The organism is Halomonas profundus, assembly GCF_020865425.1.
Lineage (GTDB): Bacteria > Pseudomonadota > Gammaproteobacteria > Pseudomonadales > Halomonadaceae > Vreelandella > Vreelandella titanicae.
The window spans coordinates 4784369-4803239 of the sequence record NZ_CP086344.1 but is presented as its reverse complement, the minus strand read 5'-3'; the positions used below and the strand labels follow the sequence as shown (position 1 = coordinate 4803239).

General features: G+C 51.1%; 17 protein-coding genes. 7 read left to right on the top strand and 10 right to left on the bottom strand.

Going from position 1 to position 18871, the window contains the following annotated elements; genetic code table 11:
* Positions 1–72: 72 nt before the first annotated feature.
* Genes LMS44_RS21835 through tnpC form a run of 3 tightly spaced genes read left to right on the top strand, consistent with a single transcriptional unit; the run spans position 73 to position 2264 of the window.
* Positions 73–285 (top strand): hypothetical protein, encoded by a 213-nt coding sequence (locus LMS44_RS21835; protein ID WP_138799460.1) that lies wholly within the window; start codon positions 73–75, stop codon positions 283–285.
* Positions 282–638 (top strand): IS66 family insertion sequence element accessory protein TnpB, encoded by a 357-nt coding sequence (gene tnpB / locus LMS44_RS21830; protein ID WP_138799459.1) that lies wholly within the window; start codon positions 282–284, stop codon positions 636–638. The genes LMS44_RS21835 and tnpB overlap by 4 nt, the downstream gene beginning before the upstream one ends.
* 45 nt (positions 639–683) lie before the next feature.
* The gene (gene tnpC / locus LMS44_RS21825) at positions 684–2264 is read left to right on the top strand and encodes an IS66 family transposase (RefSeq protein WP_498946418.1); all 1581 of its coding nucleotides are present in this window, start codon (positions 684–686) and stop codon (positions 2262–2264) included.
* Here the strand turns inward: tnpC and LMS44_RS21820 are convergent.
* The gene (locus tag LMS44_RS21820) at positions 2218–3759 is read right to left on the bottom strand and encodes a transposase (protein ID WP_498946416.1); all 1542 of its coding nucleotides are present in this window, start codon (positions 3757–3759) and stop codon (positions 2218–2220) included. The two genes, tnpC and LMS44_RS21820, sit on opposite strands and share 47 nt — an antisense overlap.
* Positions 3760–4571: 812 nt before the next feature.
* On the opposite strand from LMS44_RS21820, the gene LMS44_RS21815 reads away from it, so the two are divergent.
* Complete coding sequence (locus LMS44_RS21815) at positions 4572–4775, top strand: AbrB/MazE/SpoVT family DNA-binding domain-containing protein (protein WP_223289192.1); 204 nt, start codon at positions 4572–4574, stop codon at positions 4773–4775.
* Between the two features lie 417 nt (positions 4776–5192).
* Here the strand turns inward: LMS44_RS21815 and LMS44_RS21810 are convergent, their stop codons facing one another.
* Positions 5193–5636 carry an Xre family toxin-antitoxin system antitoxin gene (locus tag LMS44_RS21810; RefSeq protein WP_223289193.1) on the bottom strand — a complete coding sequence of 148 codons (444 nt, stop codon included), beginning with the start codon at positions 5634–5636 and terminating at the stop codon, positions 5193–5195.
* A gap of 765 nt (positions 5637–6401) precedes the next feature.
* On the opposite strand from LMS44_RS21810, the gene LMS44_RS21805 reads away from it, so the two are divergent.
* The 3 genes from LMS44_RS21805 to LMS44_RS21795 all read left to right on the top strand — a co-directional run bounded on the left by LMS44_RS21805 (position 6402) and on the right by LMS44_RS21795 (position 9328).
* Positions 6402–7430, top strand: coding sequence for a TRAP transporter substrate-binding protein (locus tag LMS44_RS21805; RefSeq protein WP_223289194.1), 1029 nt, complete (start codon positions 6402–6404; stop codon positions 7428–7430).
* Between the two features lie 83 nt (positions 7431–7513).
* Positions 7514–8047 (top strand): TRAP transporter small permease, encoded by a 534-nt coding sequence (locus tag LMS44_RS21800; protein ID WP_022520257.1) that lies wholly within the window; start codon positions 7514–7516, stop codon positions 8045–8047.
* 3 nt (positions 8048–8050) lie between these two features.
* A complete protein-coding gene (locus LMS44_RS21795; protein WP_022520258.1) occupies positions 8051–9328 on the top strand; it encodes a TRAP transporter large permease in 1278 nt (425 codons plus the stop codon).
* A gap of 187 nt (positions 9329–9515) precedes the next feature.
* On the opposite strand, the gene LMS44_RS21790 is transcribed toward LMS44_RS21795, so the two are convergent.
* The 8 genes from LMS44_RS21790 to LMS44_RS21755 form a co-directional block, all read right to left on the bottom strand.
* On the bottom strand, positions 9516–10712 hold the full coding sequence (locus LMS44_RS21790) for an FAD-dependent oxidoreductase (protein ID WP_223289195.1): 1197 nt from the start codon (positions 10710–10712) through the stop codon (positions 9516–9518).
* A complete protein-coding gene (locus LMS44_RS21785; RefSeq protein WP_022520260.1) occupies positions 10709–11419 on the bottom strand; it encodes a GntR family transcriptional regulator in 711 nt (236 codons plus the stop codon). Before LMS44_RS21785 ends, LMS44_RS21790 begins: the two co-directional genes overlap by 4 nt.
* Positions 11420–11631: 212 nt before the next feature.
* Positions 11632–13113: an NAD-dependent succinate-semialdehyde dehydrogenase gene (locus LMS44_RS21780; protein WP_223289196.1), complete on the bottom strand. Its 1482-nt coding sequence runs from the start codon at positions 13111–13113 to the stop codon at positions 11632–11634.
* 24 nt (positions 13114–13137) lie between these two features.
* A complete protein-coding gene (locus LMS44_RS21775; RefSeq protein ID WP_223289197.1) occupies positions 13138–14406 on the bottom strand; it encodes an aminotransferase family protein in 1269 nt (422 codons plus the stop codon).
* 946 nt (positions 14407–15352) lie between these two features.
* Positions 15353–15577 carry a hypothetical protein gene (locus LMS44_RS21770; protein WP_246638321.1) on the bottom strand — a complete coding sequence of 75 codons (225 nt, stop codon included), beginning with the start codon at positions 15575–15577 and terminating at the stop codon, positions 15353–15355.
* A 166-nt stretch (positions 15578–15743) separates the two neighbouring features.
* Positions 15744–16688, bottom strand: a complete 945-nt coding sequence (locus LMS44_RS21765) for an IS5 family transposase (protein ID WP_153844212.1) — start codon at positions 16686–16688, stop codon at positions 15744–15746.
* 61 nt (positions 16689–16749) lie between these two features.
* Complete coding sequence (locus LMS44_RS21760) at positions 16750–17787, bottom strand: ATP-binding protein (RefSeq protein WP_498946411.1); 1038 nt, start codon at positions 17785–17787, stop codon at positions 16750–16752.
* The gene (locus tag LMS44_RS21755) at positions 17787–18641 is read right to left on the bottom strand and encodes a hypothetical protein (RefSeq protein ID WP_498946409.1); all 855 of its coding nucleotides are present in this window, start codon (positions 18639–18641) and stop codon (positions 17787–17789) included. The genes LMS44_RS21760 and LMS44_RS21755 overlap by 1 nt, the downstream gene beginning before the upstream one ends.
* Positions 18642–18871 lie beyond the last annotated feature (230 nt).

Here is an 18871-nt window from a genome sequence, read left to right as displayed (position 1 = left end):
CACCAAACCCATCTACTCAAGCTAATTACGCCTCTTCACACTAATGATCTCTTGTTGGTTTTGGAGATCACCATGACCTGTGAACTCAACCCTACCCGCGCCTTTTGGCTGGGTCATCTTTACTGTGCCTCAGCGCAGAACATGCCGTTAAGTGACTACGCCGCTTCCCAGGCGTTAAGCCTCGCTGACCTGCTGGCATGGGAGAGGCGGCTAAGTGTACAAGGGGTGCCGGTACCACCGCGTTGTCGTCCCGCGCGGTTTGTGACAGTGGAGGTGGCGACATGATCCGCCCGAGTGCTGACCTGAAGGTGTACTTATGCCGCGAACCCGTGGATATGCGTAAGCAAATCGATGGATTGGCCTTGCTGGTTCAAGAAGCCATGGCGCTAAATCCGTTCGATAAGGCGCTGTTTGTGTTCGGTAACCGTCAACGCGACAAGGTGAAGTTACTGTTCTGGGAACGTAACGGCTTTGTGGTGTGGTACAAGCGTCTGGAGCGCGAGCGATTTAAGTGGCCAACCCACCTGGAAGGCGACACCGTCACGTTAACTGGCCAGGAACTTAACTGGCTGCTGGATGGCGTTAACTTAAAGGCCATGCAGCCCCACAAAGCGTTGGACTTTCAGCAGGTTGGTTAACTTTCTTACTCCTATTCTGTCGGCGTTTTTGGTAAAATAGGCGGCATGAAAAACGCTGCTGCTTCCTCAAATGCCGTCTCTCAACTGCAACGCCAAGTACAGGCGCAGCAGGAAGAGATCGCGCAGCTTCACCGCCTGATGGAGAAAAAGGAAGCCCAGTGGGCAGCCACCAAACAATCACTGTATGAGCAGTTCCGGCTGGCCCTGGAGCGCACGTTCGGCCCCTCCACCGAGAAGTACCGCGTCGATCAGCGCGACCTACTGATCAATGAAGCCGAAGTGGCGGTTGACGAAGAAGACGGCGATACAGGCACAGCAGGCAATGATGAAGCTGAATCCGCTGCACCGCCGAAACGCAGTAAACGGGGTGGCCGGGTCGCATTGCCCCCTGAACTCCCACGGGTTGAGGTGGTGCATGAACTACCTGAAGAGGCCCGCCACTGCCAGGACGATGGCACCGCACTCACGATGATCGGCGAAGAGGTCAGCGAAGAACTTCACGTGGTACCCGCCCGGGTCGAGGTGATCCGTCATGTGCGACGCAAGTATGCGTGCCGAACCTGCGAAGACGGCGTCAAGATCGCCCCGGCACCCGCCAAGTTACTGCCTAAAAGCAATGCCAGCGCCACGCTGCTGGCCTATGTCGCCACCGCCAAGTACCAAGATGCCTTGCCACTGTATCGGCAGAGCCAGATTTTTGCCCGCCATGGCGCGGCGATTCCCCGCAACACCTTGGCCCGCTGGATGGTGCAAGCAGGCGAGCGTGTCGCTCCGCTGATCGATACATTACGCAGGCACCTGCTCAGCGCCCCCTTGGTTCACATGGATGAAACAACGCTCCAGGTCAATCAAGAAGCCGACCGTAAAGCCAGCGCCCCCTCGTACATGTGGGTACAACGCGGCGGGCCGCCGGGCCAACAGGTGGTCTTGTTCGATTATGATGCCAGCCGCGCCGGACGAGTGCCCGTGCGCTTGCTGGGCGACTATGCGGGTTGTTTGGTCACCGATGGCTATGAAGGCTACGCTGAGGTGGTGCGCCGCAATGGGATCACCCATGTGGGCTGTTGGGCGCATGCACGGCGTAAGTTCGTCGAGGCGCAAAAAGTGCAGCCTAAAGGTAAAACCGGCAAGGCAGACTGGGCGCTGAACCAGATCCGTAAGCTGTACGGCGTGGAAAAACAGGCGAAGGGCCTTGAGCCCGAAGCGCGTCATGCACTGCGTGAGCAGAAGAGCCGACTATTAATCGATCAACTGCGCACCTGGCTCGATAAGTCACTGGCCCAGGTACTGCCCAAAAGTGCTCTGGGGAAAGCCCTGCACTACCTGAACAACCAGTGGCCACGCCTGACTCGGTTCCTGAACGATGGCGTGATACCGTTGGATAACAATCTGGCCGAGAACGCCATCCGTCCGTTCGTGGTGGGGCGTAAAAACTGGCTGTTCAGTCACACACCGAGCGGCGCTCAGGCCAGTGCGGCGATCTACAGCCTGATCGAAACCGCCAAAGCCAATGGCCTCTCGCCCTACGACTACTTACAGCACGTCTTTGAGACGCTACCCTCTCTCAACGACGATGACCTCAACACGCTACTGCCCTGGCAGTGGAAAGAGACCTTACCGGTCTAGGCAATGACTGCCTAGATGGGGTTATTGGAGCGCTTACTTTCGTTGTGCCAATGTTACCGAATACAGGCTCTACGACTGACATGCGATGGCTGTAAATCTCTTTGCCCTTTGGGCTATCAACCCGATGCTTCATCCAGTCCGTATAATTGGGTAAGCGTTTGTTCTCGATAATAAAAGACACTTGTCGCCCTGCGCCGTTGCGATGGTCGGCCGAACTCGGGTTCTGCATGCATCGGTATTTCTTTGGGCAATGCCGACATTGCAGCAAACGCCCTTCAAAGTGTACCCGGATCTTGCCATTGTCTGTTTCTCGTTGCCCGCGATAGGACAGCTTTTCACCGGTGGGGCAGATACACGTTAGGTTTACAGGATCAAACTGGAACGCGCTGGCGGGCGTCGTCTCTCGCCAGCCTTTGTCCGGGAGGTTCTGGTGGCGCTTGCCGTATTTGTCTTTCTGGTCGGCGAACTTCGGATCTCGGCTGCGGAACTGGTTATCGGGGATGTAGCCGTTGATCTGCTGTTCGTACAGATACTTCATGTTAGCTTCATTGGCAAAGCCAGTGTCAGCGGTCACGACGGTGCCTTTCTGGTAGATGTTCTCGGCGATGCCCAGCTTCTTAAAACGCGCTTCTACCTGCTCCAGAACTGGCTTCAGGGTATGATGCTCCTGGCCTTCGCCGAAGGCCTGAGCATCAATGACGATCTGGTGCTTTTTATCCACCGTGGCTACGCCGTTATAGCCCTGGATCGTGCCCTTGCTGGTGGTCATTTTGGCACTTTCGTTATCGGTCAGATTGCTCTTCACTTCCTTGATTCGCTTCCCCTGGCCCATCCTTGGGCTGTGCATCTTTAGGAAACGATCCACTTTATTCATGGCGGCATCTAGCGAGAGAATCGTCTTGGCTCGGCGAATGTCCCGATCCAGGTCGGCTTCCGTTTCGGCTTCATCACGCGCGTAGTGCTCCAATAAATGATGCCGAATCAGTCCTCTTAGTTTCTCCCGCTTCTCGCCCAATTCTTTGAACGTACCCGACCACTCCTTAGAGGCATCGGAGGACATCTTGCAGCCGTCAATGGCAAAGAGTTCGTTACCCAGCAAGCCTTGTTCATGGCACACCAGCAGCACTTGTTCGAATAGCGCTTCAATCTCATCAGCATGGCGACTGACGAAGCTGGCCAGTGTGGTGAAGTGGGGAACGGTATCGCAGGAAAGGGCTTTGAAAATAATATTGGTCTCGCAGCACCACTGCATCTCACGGCTGGAGGTGATGCCTTTGGAGTAAGCAAACAGGATAATCTTAAGCAGGATGGCCGGATCATAGGCCAGCCGGCCGGTCGCATCGTTGCGGTACTTGGGGTGGAAAACGGACAAGTCGAGTTTATGCTCGATCAGGTAATGCACTGCGTGCTCAAAGGTACCGGGTTGGAGTTGATCTTGGTAGTTAATCACCACCATGGCATTTTGATCGTAGTTATAAGGCTTGAAGCGCGGCATGCTGACCACTCCTCGTCTGTTTTCTCGATCCTACCAAAACTTAGCCGTCAGCGGGTTTTTTCTACAGGCTCAACGCTTGACAGACATGTTCGAACTCAGTGATATGGAAAATGTGATTGAATAGACTTGCATTAGAAATCTCAGTTTCGCTCAGATCAAGTAGCTTCGCGTTTCCTGCTGATAAAGTGCTCTTCAAATACTCAAGTAAGGAATCGATCAATCACTGACATTGCACAGACAACGATCTCCTCAGGCACAGTCAGTTGGAACATTAAGTCAGCGATTGACCTAACGAATGGGGCTGGCTCGGCAGGTGATACCGCTTGGTGCTATAGTTAGAAATGTCGTAGCAATTCAGCAAGCAGGCGGAGGCATTATGGGTAATTTAGCGCAGTTTTAAATTGGTGTCTCTCCGATTTTGTTTATTATGTTCGGGACATTAGTTGCCGCTCATATGACTCTTAAGCGAAGAAATAAATCTCGCCAATGACCGAGTCAATAGTCAAGCTTGAGAAACTCGGCTCAAATTAGGGTTTTATATATGGTGATACCTGTTGAGGTCTATGGCCTTCTAGGCATTATTGTTATTACCGTTGTGATGTCAGTCCTACTCATATTGTGGGCTAGGCATAAAGATCGCAATTCATGAAGCTTTTGCGTAGGTAGAGCACCGCCATACCAAGAATAGCTGATTCAAGTGCTAAATATAAATAGAGCGAAATATCTCGATCTCTTCAGCATCGGCGATTACGTTAGATAATAATTACCCACCCACACCTATACTCACTAGGTTTAAGAGAGGTCAATACAGCATGACTTCCCCACTAAATAAGCTGCGTGGCAGTGTTACCTCTCAGAGGGATCTCCTCACACCCATGGACGACGAGTGGGAGGCGCTCAGTGAGACACCAAGATACACGCTGGATCAGCTTCTCACCCAATGCGATTCAACTGCCCCTGAGATGGAGGAGGTCATCGAATGGCGTGCATCGAGGCGAATTGGTCGCGAGGAATAAAGAGGCCAGCATTTTCTGGCTTTCCTAGAAAGTCGGTACTTAGGGGGTGTGTGCAAGCGGGGCAGGGGAACCGGTTTCACCTGCGGGCAGATCTGAGAGATCGAGGCTTTGAATTGAGGTGGCGTCGACTTCGTAAATGCTGAGCATCATGTCTAGAGCAACAGCCGGAGATTCGAGGTGTAGTTCCCCATTTCGAGCATGACGGCCGCAGCTGACAGGCTGAAATACAGGACAGGCTACCGGCTTTGTTTCAGCGTCCGCCGTCTCGGTAGCTTCCATCCTGGCCGGAAAGGGTGGTCAAATAGCGTACTTTTTTGATTCGATATAACTTCACTCGGATACCCTTAGTTTTGGTAAGTGCTAAGGGTATTTATGCGGTTTTGCGAGCTGATTTGACTCACCGCATCTAAAATATTATTAGCTGAACTCCCCGAATTTAATCTTGCCCAGCACATCCCTCACCATTTTGCGGCCAGCGAAGGTATCGAAAAGATCGATGGGCTGAGACCCATTCAGCGCTCGAACCTCGCTGTGCAGCCACTCCTGGGCGCTATCGCGATCACCGAAGACCTTTCCGGCGTGGACATACAGCTTCAGTGTATCCAGGACTTCCTCGCTCTGAACACGGCCCAGGGCCTTACGCTTGTACAAACGATGCAGGTTTCCTGAGTCAGTTTCTAGTAGTCGCACGAAGACATCTCGATCACCACGCAGTGCATTTACCGCTTTTTGGAGTACGCGGCCAGGCAAGCCTTCTCGCACAGTCCTAATGAAAGCCACCTGATCGGCATACACTTCAAGAGGGAGGCCGATATCACCCAGCATACGGGTAACACAATTGTCTTGTTCGCTGAGATTCATACCATCCCCCTTTATATATATCCGACACGCACAGGATGCTTCACTAGGATGCAGTATGCACATCAAGTAGCGATTCTATTTTAGTGCTCACACAGTACAAACCCACATCAGGAGACCCGCAAAACAGCTAATTACTCAGCCTATAAATGGAGTCGTGGACAATTACTGCGTAACGATGCCCGCCCCATTAGATGTTGCGAGGTATATGTCATACTTTTAGTGTGAGGCGGGGTAGTGCCTCATATTGGGGGGCTGAAAGGTTACGCTGTTAGAGCTTACGGTAGATGGGCTCACGCCTGCTACGAACATCAACCCAGCTGAGAGTGCGATCTATCCCATTACCTCAGGCCGGAAACACTGAGTTTTTAACCACATGCCAAGCGATGTGTATGCCGGAGCTGCAATCTACGTTGTGGTCGAGATAGCCAACGTTGAGGTACCACTGACTTTGAGCGAAGTGGGATGACCTCAGTATGAGCTTCTCTGGCAATGGAAATAGACCTTGCGGGCTGGAGCAAGGTTGCCACAGCTATGATTCAGGAACCTTGACCAAAAGAATTTGGTTTCTTCCCCACCACACGGCTAGCAGTGAAGCACTTAGGGCATCAACACCAACCTTCGAGGGGTAGTAGTCGCGTGAGTTGCGGTAGAAGCATATTGTGTTACTGTAATACAATGTGGGTGTGCATGATTGGTGAAAATGGCACCAGACACCAGCCCACGTGCAGTTGCTCCCAAATAATTTTCCAATAACAGGAGTGCTTTATGATCCGCACTACAAACCTCATCACCGCTGGAGCCGTCGCTGCCTTCGGCCTCACTGCCTGGTCGGGCGTCGTCGTCGCCAGTGACAGCCACACCATCAAATTCGGGAATGTGATCTCGGCTGGTGACACACAAAACCAGGGTTACGAACTGTTCGCTGAGCAGGTGGCCGAACGTACCGACGGGCGAATTACGGTCGAGGTGTACCCCGATAGTCAGCTCGGTGGTGAACGGGAAATGATCGAAGCTACCCAGTTCGGCGATATTGAGATGACAGCGCCTTCGGTCGGTGTGCTTGCTAATTTCGACAAGTCACTCCAGGTCTTCGACTTTCCCTTCATATTTGAAGATGCCGAGACCGCCTATGAAGTACTTGACAGCGAACTCGGTGACGAAATGCTGGCAGGTCTGGCCGACAGCGGCTTGATCGCGCTCGGCTGGGGAGAGAATGGTTTCCGTAATCTGGCCATGACAGATGGCACGGTTCGAGTCCCTGAGGATATGGAAGGCGTCAAACTGCGTACCATGCAGGTGCCAATGCACATTGCTTACTGGGAGAGCGTCGGTGCGGCGCCCACTCCCCTCTCCTTTCCCGAGGTTTTTACCTCCTTGCAACAGGGAGTCGTGGATGGTGTTGAGAACCCTTACGAACTTCTCTACTCTGCTCGCTTGACCGAGCCTGCGAGCTACCTGACCGAAACCCGGCACATTTATGATCCTGAAGTCCTGCTCATCAACAAGGATTTCTATGAAAGTCTGTCCGACGAGGATCAGGAAATCATTCAGTCTGCAGCGGATGCAGCGATCGACAAAATTCGCTCGCTCAAGAAAACCGTGAGTGATGAGATCCGTGCCGAGATTGAGGCCGCAGGCGGCACAGTCACTGACCTGACGGAAGAAGAGCGGCAAGCATGGATTGACTCTGCTGTTCCGTTCTATGCAGATAACGCTTCTGAAGTGGATACAGACAAGCTTAAAGCGATACTGGAAGCGGCAGGCAATACCACCTTTCTTGAAGCTATTCAGTAATTTAGGCTGAAAGTGCCCCTATCTGAGTCAACAAGGCTTGGGTAGGGGCTCGTTGTCTTTGTCGCAGAATGGATGATAACCCCATGCTGAAGTGGATATATTCACATTTCGACGATCACATAGAAACCTACTTAGCCACAATAGCCCTAGTCGTGTTTGCATCCTTGGTGATTTATCAGGTCGTGATGCGCTACTTCTTTAACAGTCCATCCTCATGGTCTGAAGAGATTGCGCGCTATGCTCTCGTCTGGTTCGTCTATTTGAGTGGAAGTTATGCCATCAAATATCAGCGACATGTAAGATTTGGTGTTGTAGTCGATCTGATCGGCAAAAAAATGCCATTCGTGCAACGGATTATTCGCCTTTTCGTATTTATTACCTGGCTAGCCTTTCTTATCTACATGTTCACTCTGTCGATTGAGATGGTCAGGAGGCAAATGATTACTGGGCAGTTGTCCCCAGGTTCACAGATTCCCATGTATCTCGTGTATGTAGGGCTTCCCCTTGGCCTATCCCTAATGTCGTTTCGGGTGTTGCAGCATATGGTGCGTTCACTCATCGATCTCATTCGGAACCCCTGGGCACCTATTCCTCCATCACAGCCCGAAGGTGATTAAGACATGGGCATCAGTATTCTGGCAATAAGCTTTATCGTGCTTCTCATCATGGGCATGCCAGTTGCCTTTGCGCTTGGCATTTCCTCTATGCTCTCGGTAATCATTACTGAGGTCGTTCCTGTCAACTATCTCACGCAAACGATGTTTGGAGCTGTTGACTCATACTCGTTGCTTGCGGTACCTCTCTTCGTATTATCCGGCGTCATTATGGAGTATGGGGGGCTCTCCAAAAGACTGATTGATGCTGCCAAGGCATTTGTTGGTCATATCACCGGTGGATTGCCGGCCGTTACCTTGCTGGGGACCACCGTTTTTGCCATGTTGAGTGGCTCTGGTCCGGCAACGGTTGCCGCTATCGGTGGCATCATGATCCCTGCGATGATCCGGGAAGGATACGGTCGAGGCTTTAGTGCTGGCATACTGGCGACTAGTGGGGGTGTGGGCATTGTGATCCCACCCAGCATTCCGCTCATCATATACGGAATAACCACGAACACTTCTATTGGAGACCTTTTTCTTGCCGGCCTCATTCCCGGTATTGTCATCGTACTGACTCTCTATATCGTTAGTCGTTACATCTGTAAGAAAAAGGGCTACGGAATCAAGTCACCCAAAGCGAACTGGGGTGAACGTCGCAAAGCGATATGGCGAGCTAAGTGGACGCTGATGATGCCTTTGGTGGTGTTGGGCGGCATTTATGGCGGTGTGTTCACTCCGACTGAGGCATCGGGTATCGCCGTGGCCTACAGTCTGGTTCTTGCAATACTGTATCGTGAGGCTCAGATATCACAGATACCTTTGATGCTGAAAACCACATTCCTCATTTCTGGAATGATTCTGGTGATCATCGCTACTGCGTCCACTTATGCCAGAATCTTGACGCTTGAACGCATCCCCACACTTATTGCCAGCTTTCTCGGTGCGCTGCCTGTACCGTTCTGGATTGTTCTCGCAGTGATCGTTCTGCTGTTGCTCTTCGTTGGAATGTTTATGGAGACCATAGCGGGTATTATCCTTCTGGCTCCCATTCTCGTTCCGGTGGTTATGCAGATGGGAATGGACCCAGTTCATTTCGGCATTGTAATGATCATGGCGTCAATGATTGGGTTTGCCACTCCACCAGTGGGTGACAACCTCAATGTGGCCAGTGCCATTAGCGGCTTGTCGATCGAAAAAGTGAGTATAGCGGCGCTGCCGTTCGTGGCGGCTCTTGTTGCTATCCTGTTCCTGGTGGCTTATGTGCCACAGATATCTCTCTTCTTACCCAATTTGTTGGGATAACGTATTTTTGGTGAACGTGGTTGGTCGTCGTCGGCATCCGTTCGGCGTCCAGCACTCCCTTAGTGTGGTGGTGTACGGTCTTGCCCAACTGGGCCGGTTTCAAGCGGTCGTGGCCTCGATATGCATACACAGCTAGGTTCGCGACCGACGCATGACCGGCTCGGGCAGGAAGAGGAAATGGATAGACTCAAACTCGCGAAGGGCCGCTGGCCATGGCTGAGTTATGAGTTGTGGTGCCTTGTTTAGGGTCAAGAATGGAGAAGAGCGGGCTTGCCCTTTCCATGAAGCCGATATCCACACAGGTTTTCCCATCGACCACTAGTTGGCAACCGATCTCGCCGATGGCGGGAGAGACACGGAAGCCATGTCCCGAGAACCCTGTCATGATAATGACATTCGGATTCTCTACATGTGGGCGGATATACTCGAGCATTGAGCGCGTATAGCTTTCGACATACGTTTCGACACGGTAGGGTCGGCGGCTGAGCCACGGCAGCATTCCCTCGCGAATCCATTCGAACTTGTTCAGCTCCGCCGCGAGCTCAGCTCCTTCAAGCTGTCGAGGTAGCGTGTCGGCATCGCCAGTGACGTAATGATCATTGAACCCAAGCCCGAGCTTGATTGAGCGCCGATCCTGGCTGGGAATACCATAGCAGTATTGAGGAGCCGTCCTCAGGAATGGTGGCAGGTCAATGAAGTCGTCTTGGCGTGCATTAAACCACAATGAGGTCAAGCGTCTTGTCACCACCTCGTCCTGGATATGGGGCACCAGTTTCGAGGTCCAACCGCCACAACACATCACCACCCGATCGAATGTCTGCTTACCAGACGGTGAGAGTACGCTGACCGTGGAACCTGTAACATCTAGCGCTGTGACAGGGTTAAATTCATGAACGATTGCGCCGTTTCGACGGGCCAGTTCAACGGTGACTTCCACTGTACGCTCTGGCCGAATGACGGCCCCATTGATGTCCCAGAGACCGAAGGAATGATCATCGAACGCAAAGTGGGGAAAGCGCCTACGCAGTACGGATGTCTCCAGGAGCTCTACGGGTACTTCTAGTGCTTTGGCGGAGTTGAGCGCGCACTGCATCTGGGCGTCTTGCTCTCCACCGTATATCAGCACGCCATTAGGATCGCGCAGCGTCTGGCCGCTAGAGGCTTCCAGCTCACGCCATGCCACCGCGGCACGCTCGATCAGGGGGACGTAGGCAGGCTCGGTCATCTCTAGGTTCCAGAAGAGCCGGCTCTCTCCTCCAACACCCGCTGAAGGGTGGCCGGGGTACTCCTTATCGAAGCCATGCACCTCGACTCCGTCAACGCGGCTTAACTGCCAAAGTACCTGCGCGCCGATGGCTCCTAGTCCGATGACCGCAACTCTCATTTTTCCGCTTCCTTTTTAGAGGTCTGGGCACTTTGATTACCGGACTGAGATTCGCGTTGCGCTTGTATCGCCCGCTTGATGAACGCTTCTGACTCTTCTATATGGATGCGGCTAGCTTTTGCGGCCATGTCAGGATCTCCAGTACGAAGGGCATCCAACAGTTCCCGGTGCTCCTGAGCGATTACCTGGGGTGAAGAGTTTCCCGAGCGGTAATAGGAGAGAGCCAGACGTTTTTCGGCCGAAATGCTGCGATAGAATCGCTGCAGGCGTGGACTGTCGGTGGCTTCAATAAGAGCTTGATGGAACTGAAAGTCAAGCTTCAAGACTTCGTCCCAGTCGTTGCCATCACATAGCACTTCCATGAACCGTACAGCGCTCTCGGCGCTTTTGGGAACTGTCTTTCGTGATGCGAGGATGCGAGCTGTTTCAATCTCGAGTAGTCGGCGTGCAGCAAAAAGGTCGTGAAGATCATCTTCCGAGAACTGTGGAACGTATACGCTCTTGTTGGGCTCACGCCGAAGGATGCCATCATGTATCAGCACCACGACCGCAGAGCGGATCGTTTGCCGAGGTACTTGGTAGCGGTCCGCGAGTTGCGATTCCACCAGCACGTCACCGGGACGAAAGGTACCATCGAAAATCGCCTCACTGAGTTGCTCGGCAACCGCATCCACGACTGAGATAGTGCGAAGCTTAGGTGTACTCATGGGGGGTGGGAGATACCTTGAGTTGGGGAACTAGGGTGGGTTGCCAATCCCTTTAGCCGGTAGTGGCGCGATCTCCCTTCTCCTGTTTCCTGGGTGAATGAAACATGATGATACCGGGCCTGAGTATCGCCTTGCATCCATGTAATCCTATGCAGGGTACCCGGGAAGAACAAGGTCCTGATGGTAGTCAGGACCTTGTTCACGGGAAGTGCTTACACGGTGGGTCGCCGCGCTATATTGTAGTAACGAATCTCCTGGTACTCTTCTAGCCCTTCGTGGCTGCCTTCGCGGCCAAGACCGGACTGCTTCATGCCACCAAACGGCGCAGCCGGATTGGAGGGTACCCCGTTGTTGATGCCAACCAGCCCGGTTTCCAGTTCGTCGGCAACATTGAGTGCACGGTCGAGGTTTTCTGTGAAAACGTAGCCGGCCAGCCCGAACGGCGTATCGTTTGCTCGCGATACCACCTCTTCCTGCGTTGAGAAGCGGGAAATGGCCGCGATGGGGCCGAAGATTTCAGTGTTCGCGATTCTGGCCTCAGCTGGCACGTTATCGAGCACAGTCGGGGCAAAGAAGTAGCCGTTGCCTTCAGGGGCTTGTCCTCCGGTGCGCAGATTGGCACCGTGCGCAATGGCATCACTGACAAGATGCTGAAAGTTGTTGACAGCATTACGGTTGATCACCGGCCCCAGACCAACCCCCTCGGCGATGGCATTGCCGACCACGACCTCGGACATCCGCTTACTGAAGGCCTCGACGAAAGCGTCGGCAATACCGTCTTGCACATAGAAGCGGTTTGCCGCCACGCAGGATTGCCCCCCATTGCGCAGTTTCGCCAGTATCGCCCCGTCCACGGCGCGCTCGAGGTCGGCGTCGTCGAAGACGATGAGCGGGGCATTACCCCCTAGTTCCATCGAGCTCTTGACGATGTTTTTAGCCGCAAGCCCCATAAGAGTGCTGCCCACACTGGTGGAGCCGGTGAACGAAATCTTCCGGACCCGAGGGTCTGAGAGTACCGCTTCGCTGAAAGCGGCAGGGTTCGCTGTGGTGACCACGCGCATCAGCTCACGCGGCACGCCGGCTTCCGCCATCAGCTCGACGGTCAGCAGGGTGGTCAATGGAGTCAGGGCCGCTGGCTTGATCACGGATGCGCAACCGGTGGCAATTGCTGGAGCGATCTTGCGCGTGATCATCGCCATGGGGAAATTCCACGGAGCAATGAGCAGTGCCAGGCCCACAGGAGCGCGTCGTGTCAGTATCGTCGAGCCTCCAGCTGGATTCTCACGATACTCTCCGGCCGGGCGCAGCAACTCTTCAGCATACCATCGTACGTAATCGGCGGCATACTGCACCTCGCCTTGGGCCTCTGCCAGCGGTTTTCCCATCTCGCGACTGATGACATAGGCCAGGCGCTGCTGGTTGGCGATAAGTACCGAATAGACGTTGTGCAGGGTGTCGGAACGCAGCCGTGGCGTCGTCTTCGCCCAAGTGCGGCCCGCCTTGTCGGCTATCGCTACCTCAGCCAGGGCTTCTTGTGGCGTCATGCTGGGCAGGGTAGCGATGCGCTCCTCCGTGGAAGGGTCGAGGACGGCAAATTCATTGTCGCCGGGTGCATGCTTGCTATAGCCGGGCAAGCTCTTCAGTGCTTCATCGGAAGCGGCTAGGCGCTCCGGTGATGGGGTTGGTAGCTGCATGGTATTAACCTCTTAGTTTTTAACTTATGCCGAGGCCCGGGCCTTGCCTGACCGAATGTCGTCAAGTACATGTCGAACTCCGTTGACGAGGTCGCGCACTTCCTGATCTGTAGTGATAAAGGGCGGACTGATCTGCACGGCGTTACCCCGCAACGGGCGAGTAATGAAGCCTAGGTCGAGAATCTGGTCGGTGACCCATTCCGCCTGGACTTCATCATGCAGCTCGATTGCGCCCAGAAAGCCACCGACACGTGTGGTTGCCACGAGGTCATGAGATTCGATTGCCGCGAGCTCACCGGCCAGTATTCGTTCAAGCGCTGCCGAGCGCTCCACCAAACCTTCGCGTTCAAGGATTTCTAGGTTTTTCATCGCTAATGCGGCGGTAACGGGATGGCCTGAATAAGTAGTGCCATGACGGTATATCGGTGAGGCGGCCCCTTGTTCAAAGAACGGCTGCCACACGCGAGGGGCAACGAATACCCCGCCCAGAGCGGCATAGCCGGAGGTTACGCCTTTAGCAAAAGTGATGATATCCGGCTGCAGCGCATAGCGGGATGAGGCAAACATAGTGCCGGTTCGCCCGAAGCCGGTGATCACCTCATCGGCGATAAACAGAATATTGTTCTCATGGCACAGCCGCTGAATTTCCGCGAAGTAGCCTTCGTGCGGGGGGTGCACCCCTCCGGTTCCCATCACTGGCTCTGCGATATAGGCAGCGATGTTTTCCGCACCGATACGTTCGATTGCCTCGGCAAATGCCTCTGTGGAGTGCTTGTCGATCCGCTCGGTGCCATCGACCAGAGAATCCGAACCGTAACCTTCACGGTTAAAGTCGAGGCCGGCGACGCTGGTGCCATAAGCGTGGAGCCCATGGTAGGAGTGCTCCCGGCTGATGATGACCTTCTTCGATGTGCAGCCTACCTGGTTCCAGTAGCGGCGCGCCAACTTCAACGCCACGTCAATGGAATCAGAACCGCCGCTGTTCAAGATCATTTTGGCATCGTCGATGGGGGCCATGCTAACGAGCATTTCCGCAAGCTCTACGGCCCGGTTATTCGTGTAGCGACCAAACACATGGTAGGAGTCGAGCGTCTTCATCTGCTCGTAGGCGACTTTCGCCATCTCTTCGCGACCGTGGCCGATATTGGCATACCACAGAGAAGCGGTGCCATCGAAGAGTTTGGCGCCCGTATCCGTAGTGAGGTAGGAGCCTTTCGCGGAGACCACCTGGATCTGTCGGCCGATCACCGAGGGCATGTGTGCTTGCGCACTCCACAAAGCCGGAGTTGTCATTCTGTCACCTATCGGGGTTGAGCTGAAACTAAGAAATTGTTGTGCAACTGTCCTTCACTAGAAATTGTACTACTGTATTACAATTTGTCTAGCGAAGCGGCGTCTCAGGGTGTGATGGTTAATCATGAGACGTATTTGTTGTTTGTCACTGACGGTGCAAAGCGTCCTCACAGGACTGACCCCCATTATCGGCCAGCATGGTGTGGACTCGTCAGGCAATACCCCAGCGTCGCTTCGAGAAAAAGCGACGATCGATCTAGTCATTTGGCGATACAGGCGTGCATGTACATGCTTGGATGTCTGAACCACTGCGACAAACAGATAGGCTTTGCCCACGCCGTTACGGATCTCATTGATCGTTCAGGTAGCCGGTTGGGTACCGCTTGAAGGGCTTCTACTCACGCTTTTGGTGGCAATTTCTCTGCAGTTGGCTAACTCTTTATCGCTGGTAAAGGCGGTGCAGGCTCATTCGGGGCGGTGAGGGGAATTCCCGCTGAAGCGCATGGAGACAGTCATCCAGCGGTAGCAGCGCTTATTGCCGAAAAGTGACAGCAGCAGTTTCTCCCAATGGCGTAAGCGACGTGGAACGAAGTGTTGTTGGTCCCATGCGAGTTTCCTCGACAGCATCTCGGTGACACCACTTGCACACGGTCTAGGGGCTGACGCCGTACGTCGACCCAACGTAGCGATTGATTTCGTCGATCGCTCTATTTCCGTTCGGATGGCGTATGTGGTGGCGCCGACGCCACCCCCTGATTGAGTAGCGCTACACTTTAGAGTCCGATCCTATGCGTAAGGAGATTGGACATGAAGAAGCGTTTTAGCGAAGAACAGATCATTGGTTTCCTGGGCGAAGCCGTGGCGGGCTCCCCAAAAGAAGAGCGCGGCAGGGGCGCCGCGCTTGTATGCTTTATCAGACCGGAGGACATAAATTATTACCGGGTTTCTATGCCGTCGACTGACTCTTCTTGCGGCGGGACAGTCGTGAAAAGAGTGGCGTAAGAATGACCAGTAGAATCATGACAATAAGCACCTTCGACGTTGTATTCGCTGCCAAGGCTGTCCAATCGCCGCCACCAATACGCAGAGCCAGTCGCAGGTTCTGCTCGGCGAAGCCCCCGAGAATTAGGCCCAGCACGACGGGGGGCAATGGGAACTTCAGTTTGTCCATAAAGTAGCCGATAAAACCGAAGCCTAGGGAAGGTCTGAATAACTGCCGATATTCATCAACGCTTACTTGAGCCGACAAAAAATCGAAAATTCAGACACTCTTCTCCCTTTCTTTGTGTATTTTTGCTCCTTTCCCGCTCATTGAGCGGGAAAGGAGCGCAATCGCCTTATTCCCATAGGTATTTCTCACTGATCAGCAGGTTGCTGAACGCCGCCAGCAAGTGCAGGCGCTGAGTGTTTTTGGCCAGTCCACGATAGCGAGCCTTGCCATAACCAAAAACTTGTTTGATGTACCGAAAGGGGTGCTCCACCTTGGCACGGATACTGGCTTTGATGTTTTCGACTTTCTGTCGCCTGGCATCTAGCTTCTTGCGGGTGCCAGGCCGTTTGGCAATATACCAAGAGATATCGTTGCGGTGCTTGTGCTCGTCGCGTTTTTGAATACCCAGGTAACCGGCATCACCGAAGACGCGTTGCTCTTCACCGTGAAGGAGCTTATCGGCAGGCACAATGTCATGGACATTGGCAGCCGTGGTCTCGATGCTGTGAATCAACCCAAGCTTATCGTCGACACCTATATGCATTTTCATGCCAAAGTGCCAAGAGCTACCTTTTTTAGTCTGGTGCATTTCCGGATCGCGCTCGCCTTTTTTGTTTTTGGTGGAACTAGGCGCAGAGATGATAGTGGCATCGACAATGCTCCCTTCGCGCAGCATCAGGCCATTTTTCTCTAGGTGGTTGTTCACTTCCTGGAACAGCACCTTGCCAAGGCCGTGGTGTTCCAGAAAATGGCGAAACTTGAGAATCGTGGTTTCGTCCGGCAATCGGTCTAGTTTCAAACCGGCGAATTGGCGCATGGACTCGATCTCGTAGAGGGCGTCTTCCATGGCCGGATCGCTCAGGTTGTAAAACAACTGCATGCAATGGACGCGGAGCATGGCAGACAACGGATACGGAGGCCGCCCGCTCTCGCCCTTGGGGTAATAACGGGCTATCTTCTTCTCCAGCTGCGTCCAGGGGATCAGCTTGTCCATCCGCTCCAGAAAGAGTTCGCGGCGAGTCTTTCTCTTCTTGTTCTGGTACTCGGCTTCGGAGAAGGTGATTTGATCCATGGCAGCACTGAATCCTATGCAGTTGACGATAGCCGTATTATCACTGATGGCAGTGACTTTTTCAGAGCTTCCTTAGTTTATTTAATTTTTTAAATGTAGAATTGATTTTTGACTGCAAATCGACAACTTCCGCTTTGATCGTATAAATTTCACTCTCTGTATCATTTATATCCTGCTGGTGGTCATATACTGCTTCAAGAGAGGTTGGTAATATTTGAGAGCAAACAGGGCAAGCATCTATTTCGGGCCGTTGATGTGAAATATTACGTTTAATTCGATTAAGAATAACTCTTCTGTTGACTGCCAAACTTTTTTTATTACATAAATAAACATGATGAGTCTCTTCCTTTACTAGACTTTCTCTAAGTTCCGAGTACTCTTTAAGGTATTTCGCTGCTTCCCCTCTAAATTCTTCATCGAGTAATTGAGAAAGTTGAAGTTTTTCATCATTATTCTTCATTTTTTCTAGAAATTCTATTTCTCGAACAACCTCTGCTTTTTTTCGCAAAAATTTATGTAACAAAATTCTGTCGATGTCAGAAGTTATTCCTAAATAGTAATCAAGGTAATCAAACTTAAAGTTTTTATAGAAATTCAAGCCGCTAAACGACTCCCTTAGATACACCCAGCCAACTGATTGTGATATGTAATAAGGAAGAAGCATTACTTCCAAAGGAGCTTCTTTTAGTTCTTCTTTACTTTCAAGCGCAAAATTAAACTCAAATATAGAAGATATTTTTTCCTTGAGTTTTATATGTTCATACGAGTTGTCTGAATTAATACCATCAAATCGAAACGCACTTTTTTCTGCTTCATATATAAAGAAAGACTGGCCGTCACGTATTAAAGTAATTGGGCTAACACTACCATTAAAGGTTCGCTCTAGATCAAGACGAAATATAAGCTGTTCATCTAGTATCTCCTGTAATTTATCATTGCCATCATTTATACCGAGGCTATAAATAATTGATTGGATAAGTGTGCTTTTTCCAGATGTATTCTTTCCTTTGATAATATTAATTCCATCAGAAAAATCTGTATAGAAGCACTTTTTTATTTTCTCAGAAAAAACCAATAGGCTTTTAAATTTAACTAGCATTATATTTTGTTCCTGGTTTCTACATAAGCGGCTACTATTGCAAAAGATATCAATGTTTTATTTAGTTGTGTTTGATGATCTCTTGTAAATCTTTCGCTAAGTTTTTTTATGCAATCTGCATGTGAGTATGAAGAATCATCAACGTCTCTGTTATCAGCAACAAAATGATAAATCTTCTGAAACTCAACCTGCTTAAGATCTTTGAAATAATCAAAGCAGTCATTCAGATACTCTGCATAATTACTACTTTTACTAATAGGTATCTGAAGAAGTTTCGACAATTCTTTAGCATTTTCGCGCCATAGTTTAAATGCTTTTGCTTTGCTGCAGATTACATCTATAGCTTTAAATATATCTTTACTATAGACTCTCTTGCTAATATCGAGCAGCTTGCTCTTATTTCCTTGATTATAGACCGTCTCAACTTCTCTGAATAATTTTAACAGAAGGTTTAGAGCGGCATTTGGATCAGAGATTTTATCTTGAAATACGTCTGATAGCATGCCTGTAAGTTGATTTCTTTGAGATTTATCGGTATTTGCGATATCTATATACTTAAAGTGAATATTTTTAAGTTGTTGGTTTTCAAATGAAAATTCATTAATTTTTTTTAATATATTATCCTGAATATTACCATGGAGGTTGGTGTAGCAAACAAATACGTTATTCTCTCTTATTATTTCACTAAATTTTTGTTCTTTTTTTCTACTTCCACAGTTCAATCTAATACTTTTATTCGTTAAAAATATCAAGTCCTGTGAATAATTACTATCTTTAGATATTTCATCACTAGCTAGATCACTACCAACTTTTGTCATTTTAGCAAGGATTTCAGCTAAATTTTTTCCGAGCACCCATTCAGAGGTAGACTTTTAGCTTGATATGCTTTGATTTTACTAATCTCGTTTGAGTTGTTAAGCTCGGCAAAGATCACATCATCATGATGCTCTATGCAGATAAAAAATTCACTTCCAACCAATATGTCATAGTTCTCTAATACAAGAAATATGGCGCTATTCCTTTGAAATGAAAACCCAGTTAAAGCTTCAACTCCTGAGTTAGTATCATTTTTTGTATCAGACAT

Excerpts from the sequence above, each read along its gene's own strand:
- LMS44_RS21765 (WP_153844212.1), bottom strand. The coding sequence starts at position 16,688 with ATGGATCAAATCACCTTCTCCGAAGCCGAGTACCAGAACAAGAAGAGA.
- LMS44_RS21780 (WP_223289196.1), bottom strand. The coding sequence starts at position 13,113 with ATGCAGCTACCAACCCCATCACCGGAGCGCCTAGCCGCTTCCGATGAA.
- LMS44_RS21810 (WP_223289193.1), bottom strand. The coding sequence starts at position 5,636 with ATGAATCTCAGCGAACAAGACAATTGTGTTACCCGTATGCTGGGTGAT.
- LMS44_RS21795 (WP_022520258.1), top strand. The coding sequence starts at position 8,051 with ATGGGCATCAGTATTCTGGCAATAAGCTTTATCGTGCTTCTCATCATG.
- LMS44_RS21785 (WP_022520260.1), bottom strand. The coding sequence starts at position 11,419 with ATGAGTACACCTAAGCTTCGCACTATCTCAGTCGTGGATGCGGTTGCC.
- LMS44_RS21835 (WP_138799460.1), top strand. The coding sequence starts at position 73 with ATGACCTGTGAACTCAACCCTACCCGCGCCTTTTGGCTGGGTCATCTT.
- tnpC (WP_498946418.1), top strand. The coding sequence starts at position 684 with ATGAAAAACGCTGCTGCTTCCTCAAATGCCGTCTCTCAACTGCAACGC.
- LMS44_RS21770 (WP_246638321.1), bottom strand. The coding sequence starts at position 15,577 with ATGGACAAACTGAAGTTCCCATTGCCCCCCGTCGTGCTGGGCCTAATT.
- LMS44_RS21790 (WP_223289195.1), bottom strand. The coding sequence starts at position 10,712 with ATGAGAGTTGCGGTCATCGGACTAGGAGCCATCGGCGCGCAGGTACTT.
- LMS44_RS21815 (WP_223289192.1), top strand. The coding sequence starts at position 4,572 with ATGACTTCCCCACTAAATAAGCTGCGTGGCAGTGTTACCTCTCAGAGG.
- LMS44_RS21805 (WP_223289194.1), top strand. The coding sequence starts at position 6,402 with ATGATCCGCACTACAAACCTCATCACCGCTGGAGCCGTCGCTGCCTTC.
- LMS44_RS21760 (WP_498946411.1), bottom strand. The coding sequence starts at position 17,787 with ATGCTAGTTAAATTTAAAAGCCTATTGGTTTTTTCTGAGAAAATAAAA.
- tnpB (WP_138799459.1), top strand. The coding sequence starts at position 282 with ATGATCCGCCCGAGTGCTGACCTGAAGGTGTACTTATGCCGCGAACCC.
- LMS44_RS21800 (WP_022520257.1), top strand. The coding sequence starts at position 7,514 with ATGCTGAAGTGGATATATTCACATTTCGACGATCACATAGAAACCTAC.
- LMS44_RS21775 (WP_223289197.1), bottom strand. The coding sequence starts at position 14,406 with ATGACAACTCCGGCTTTGTGGAGTGCGCAAGCACACATGCCCTCGGTG.
- LMS44_RS21820 (WP_498946416.1), bottom strand. The coding sequence starts at position 3,759 with ATGCCGCGCTTCAAGCCTTATAACTACGATCAAAATGCCATGGTGGTG.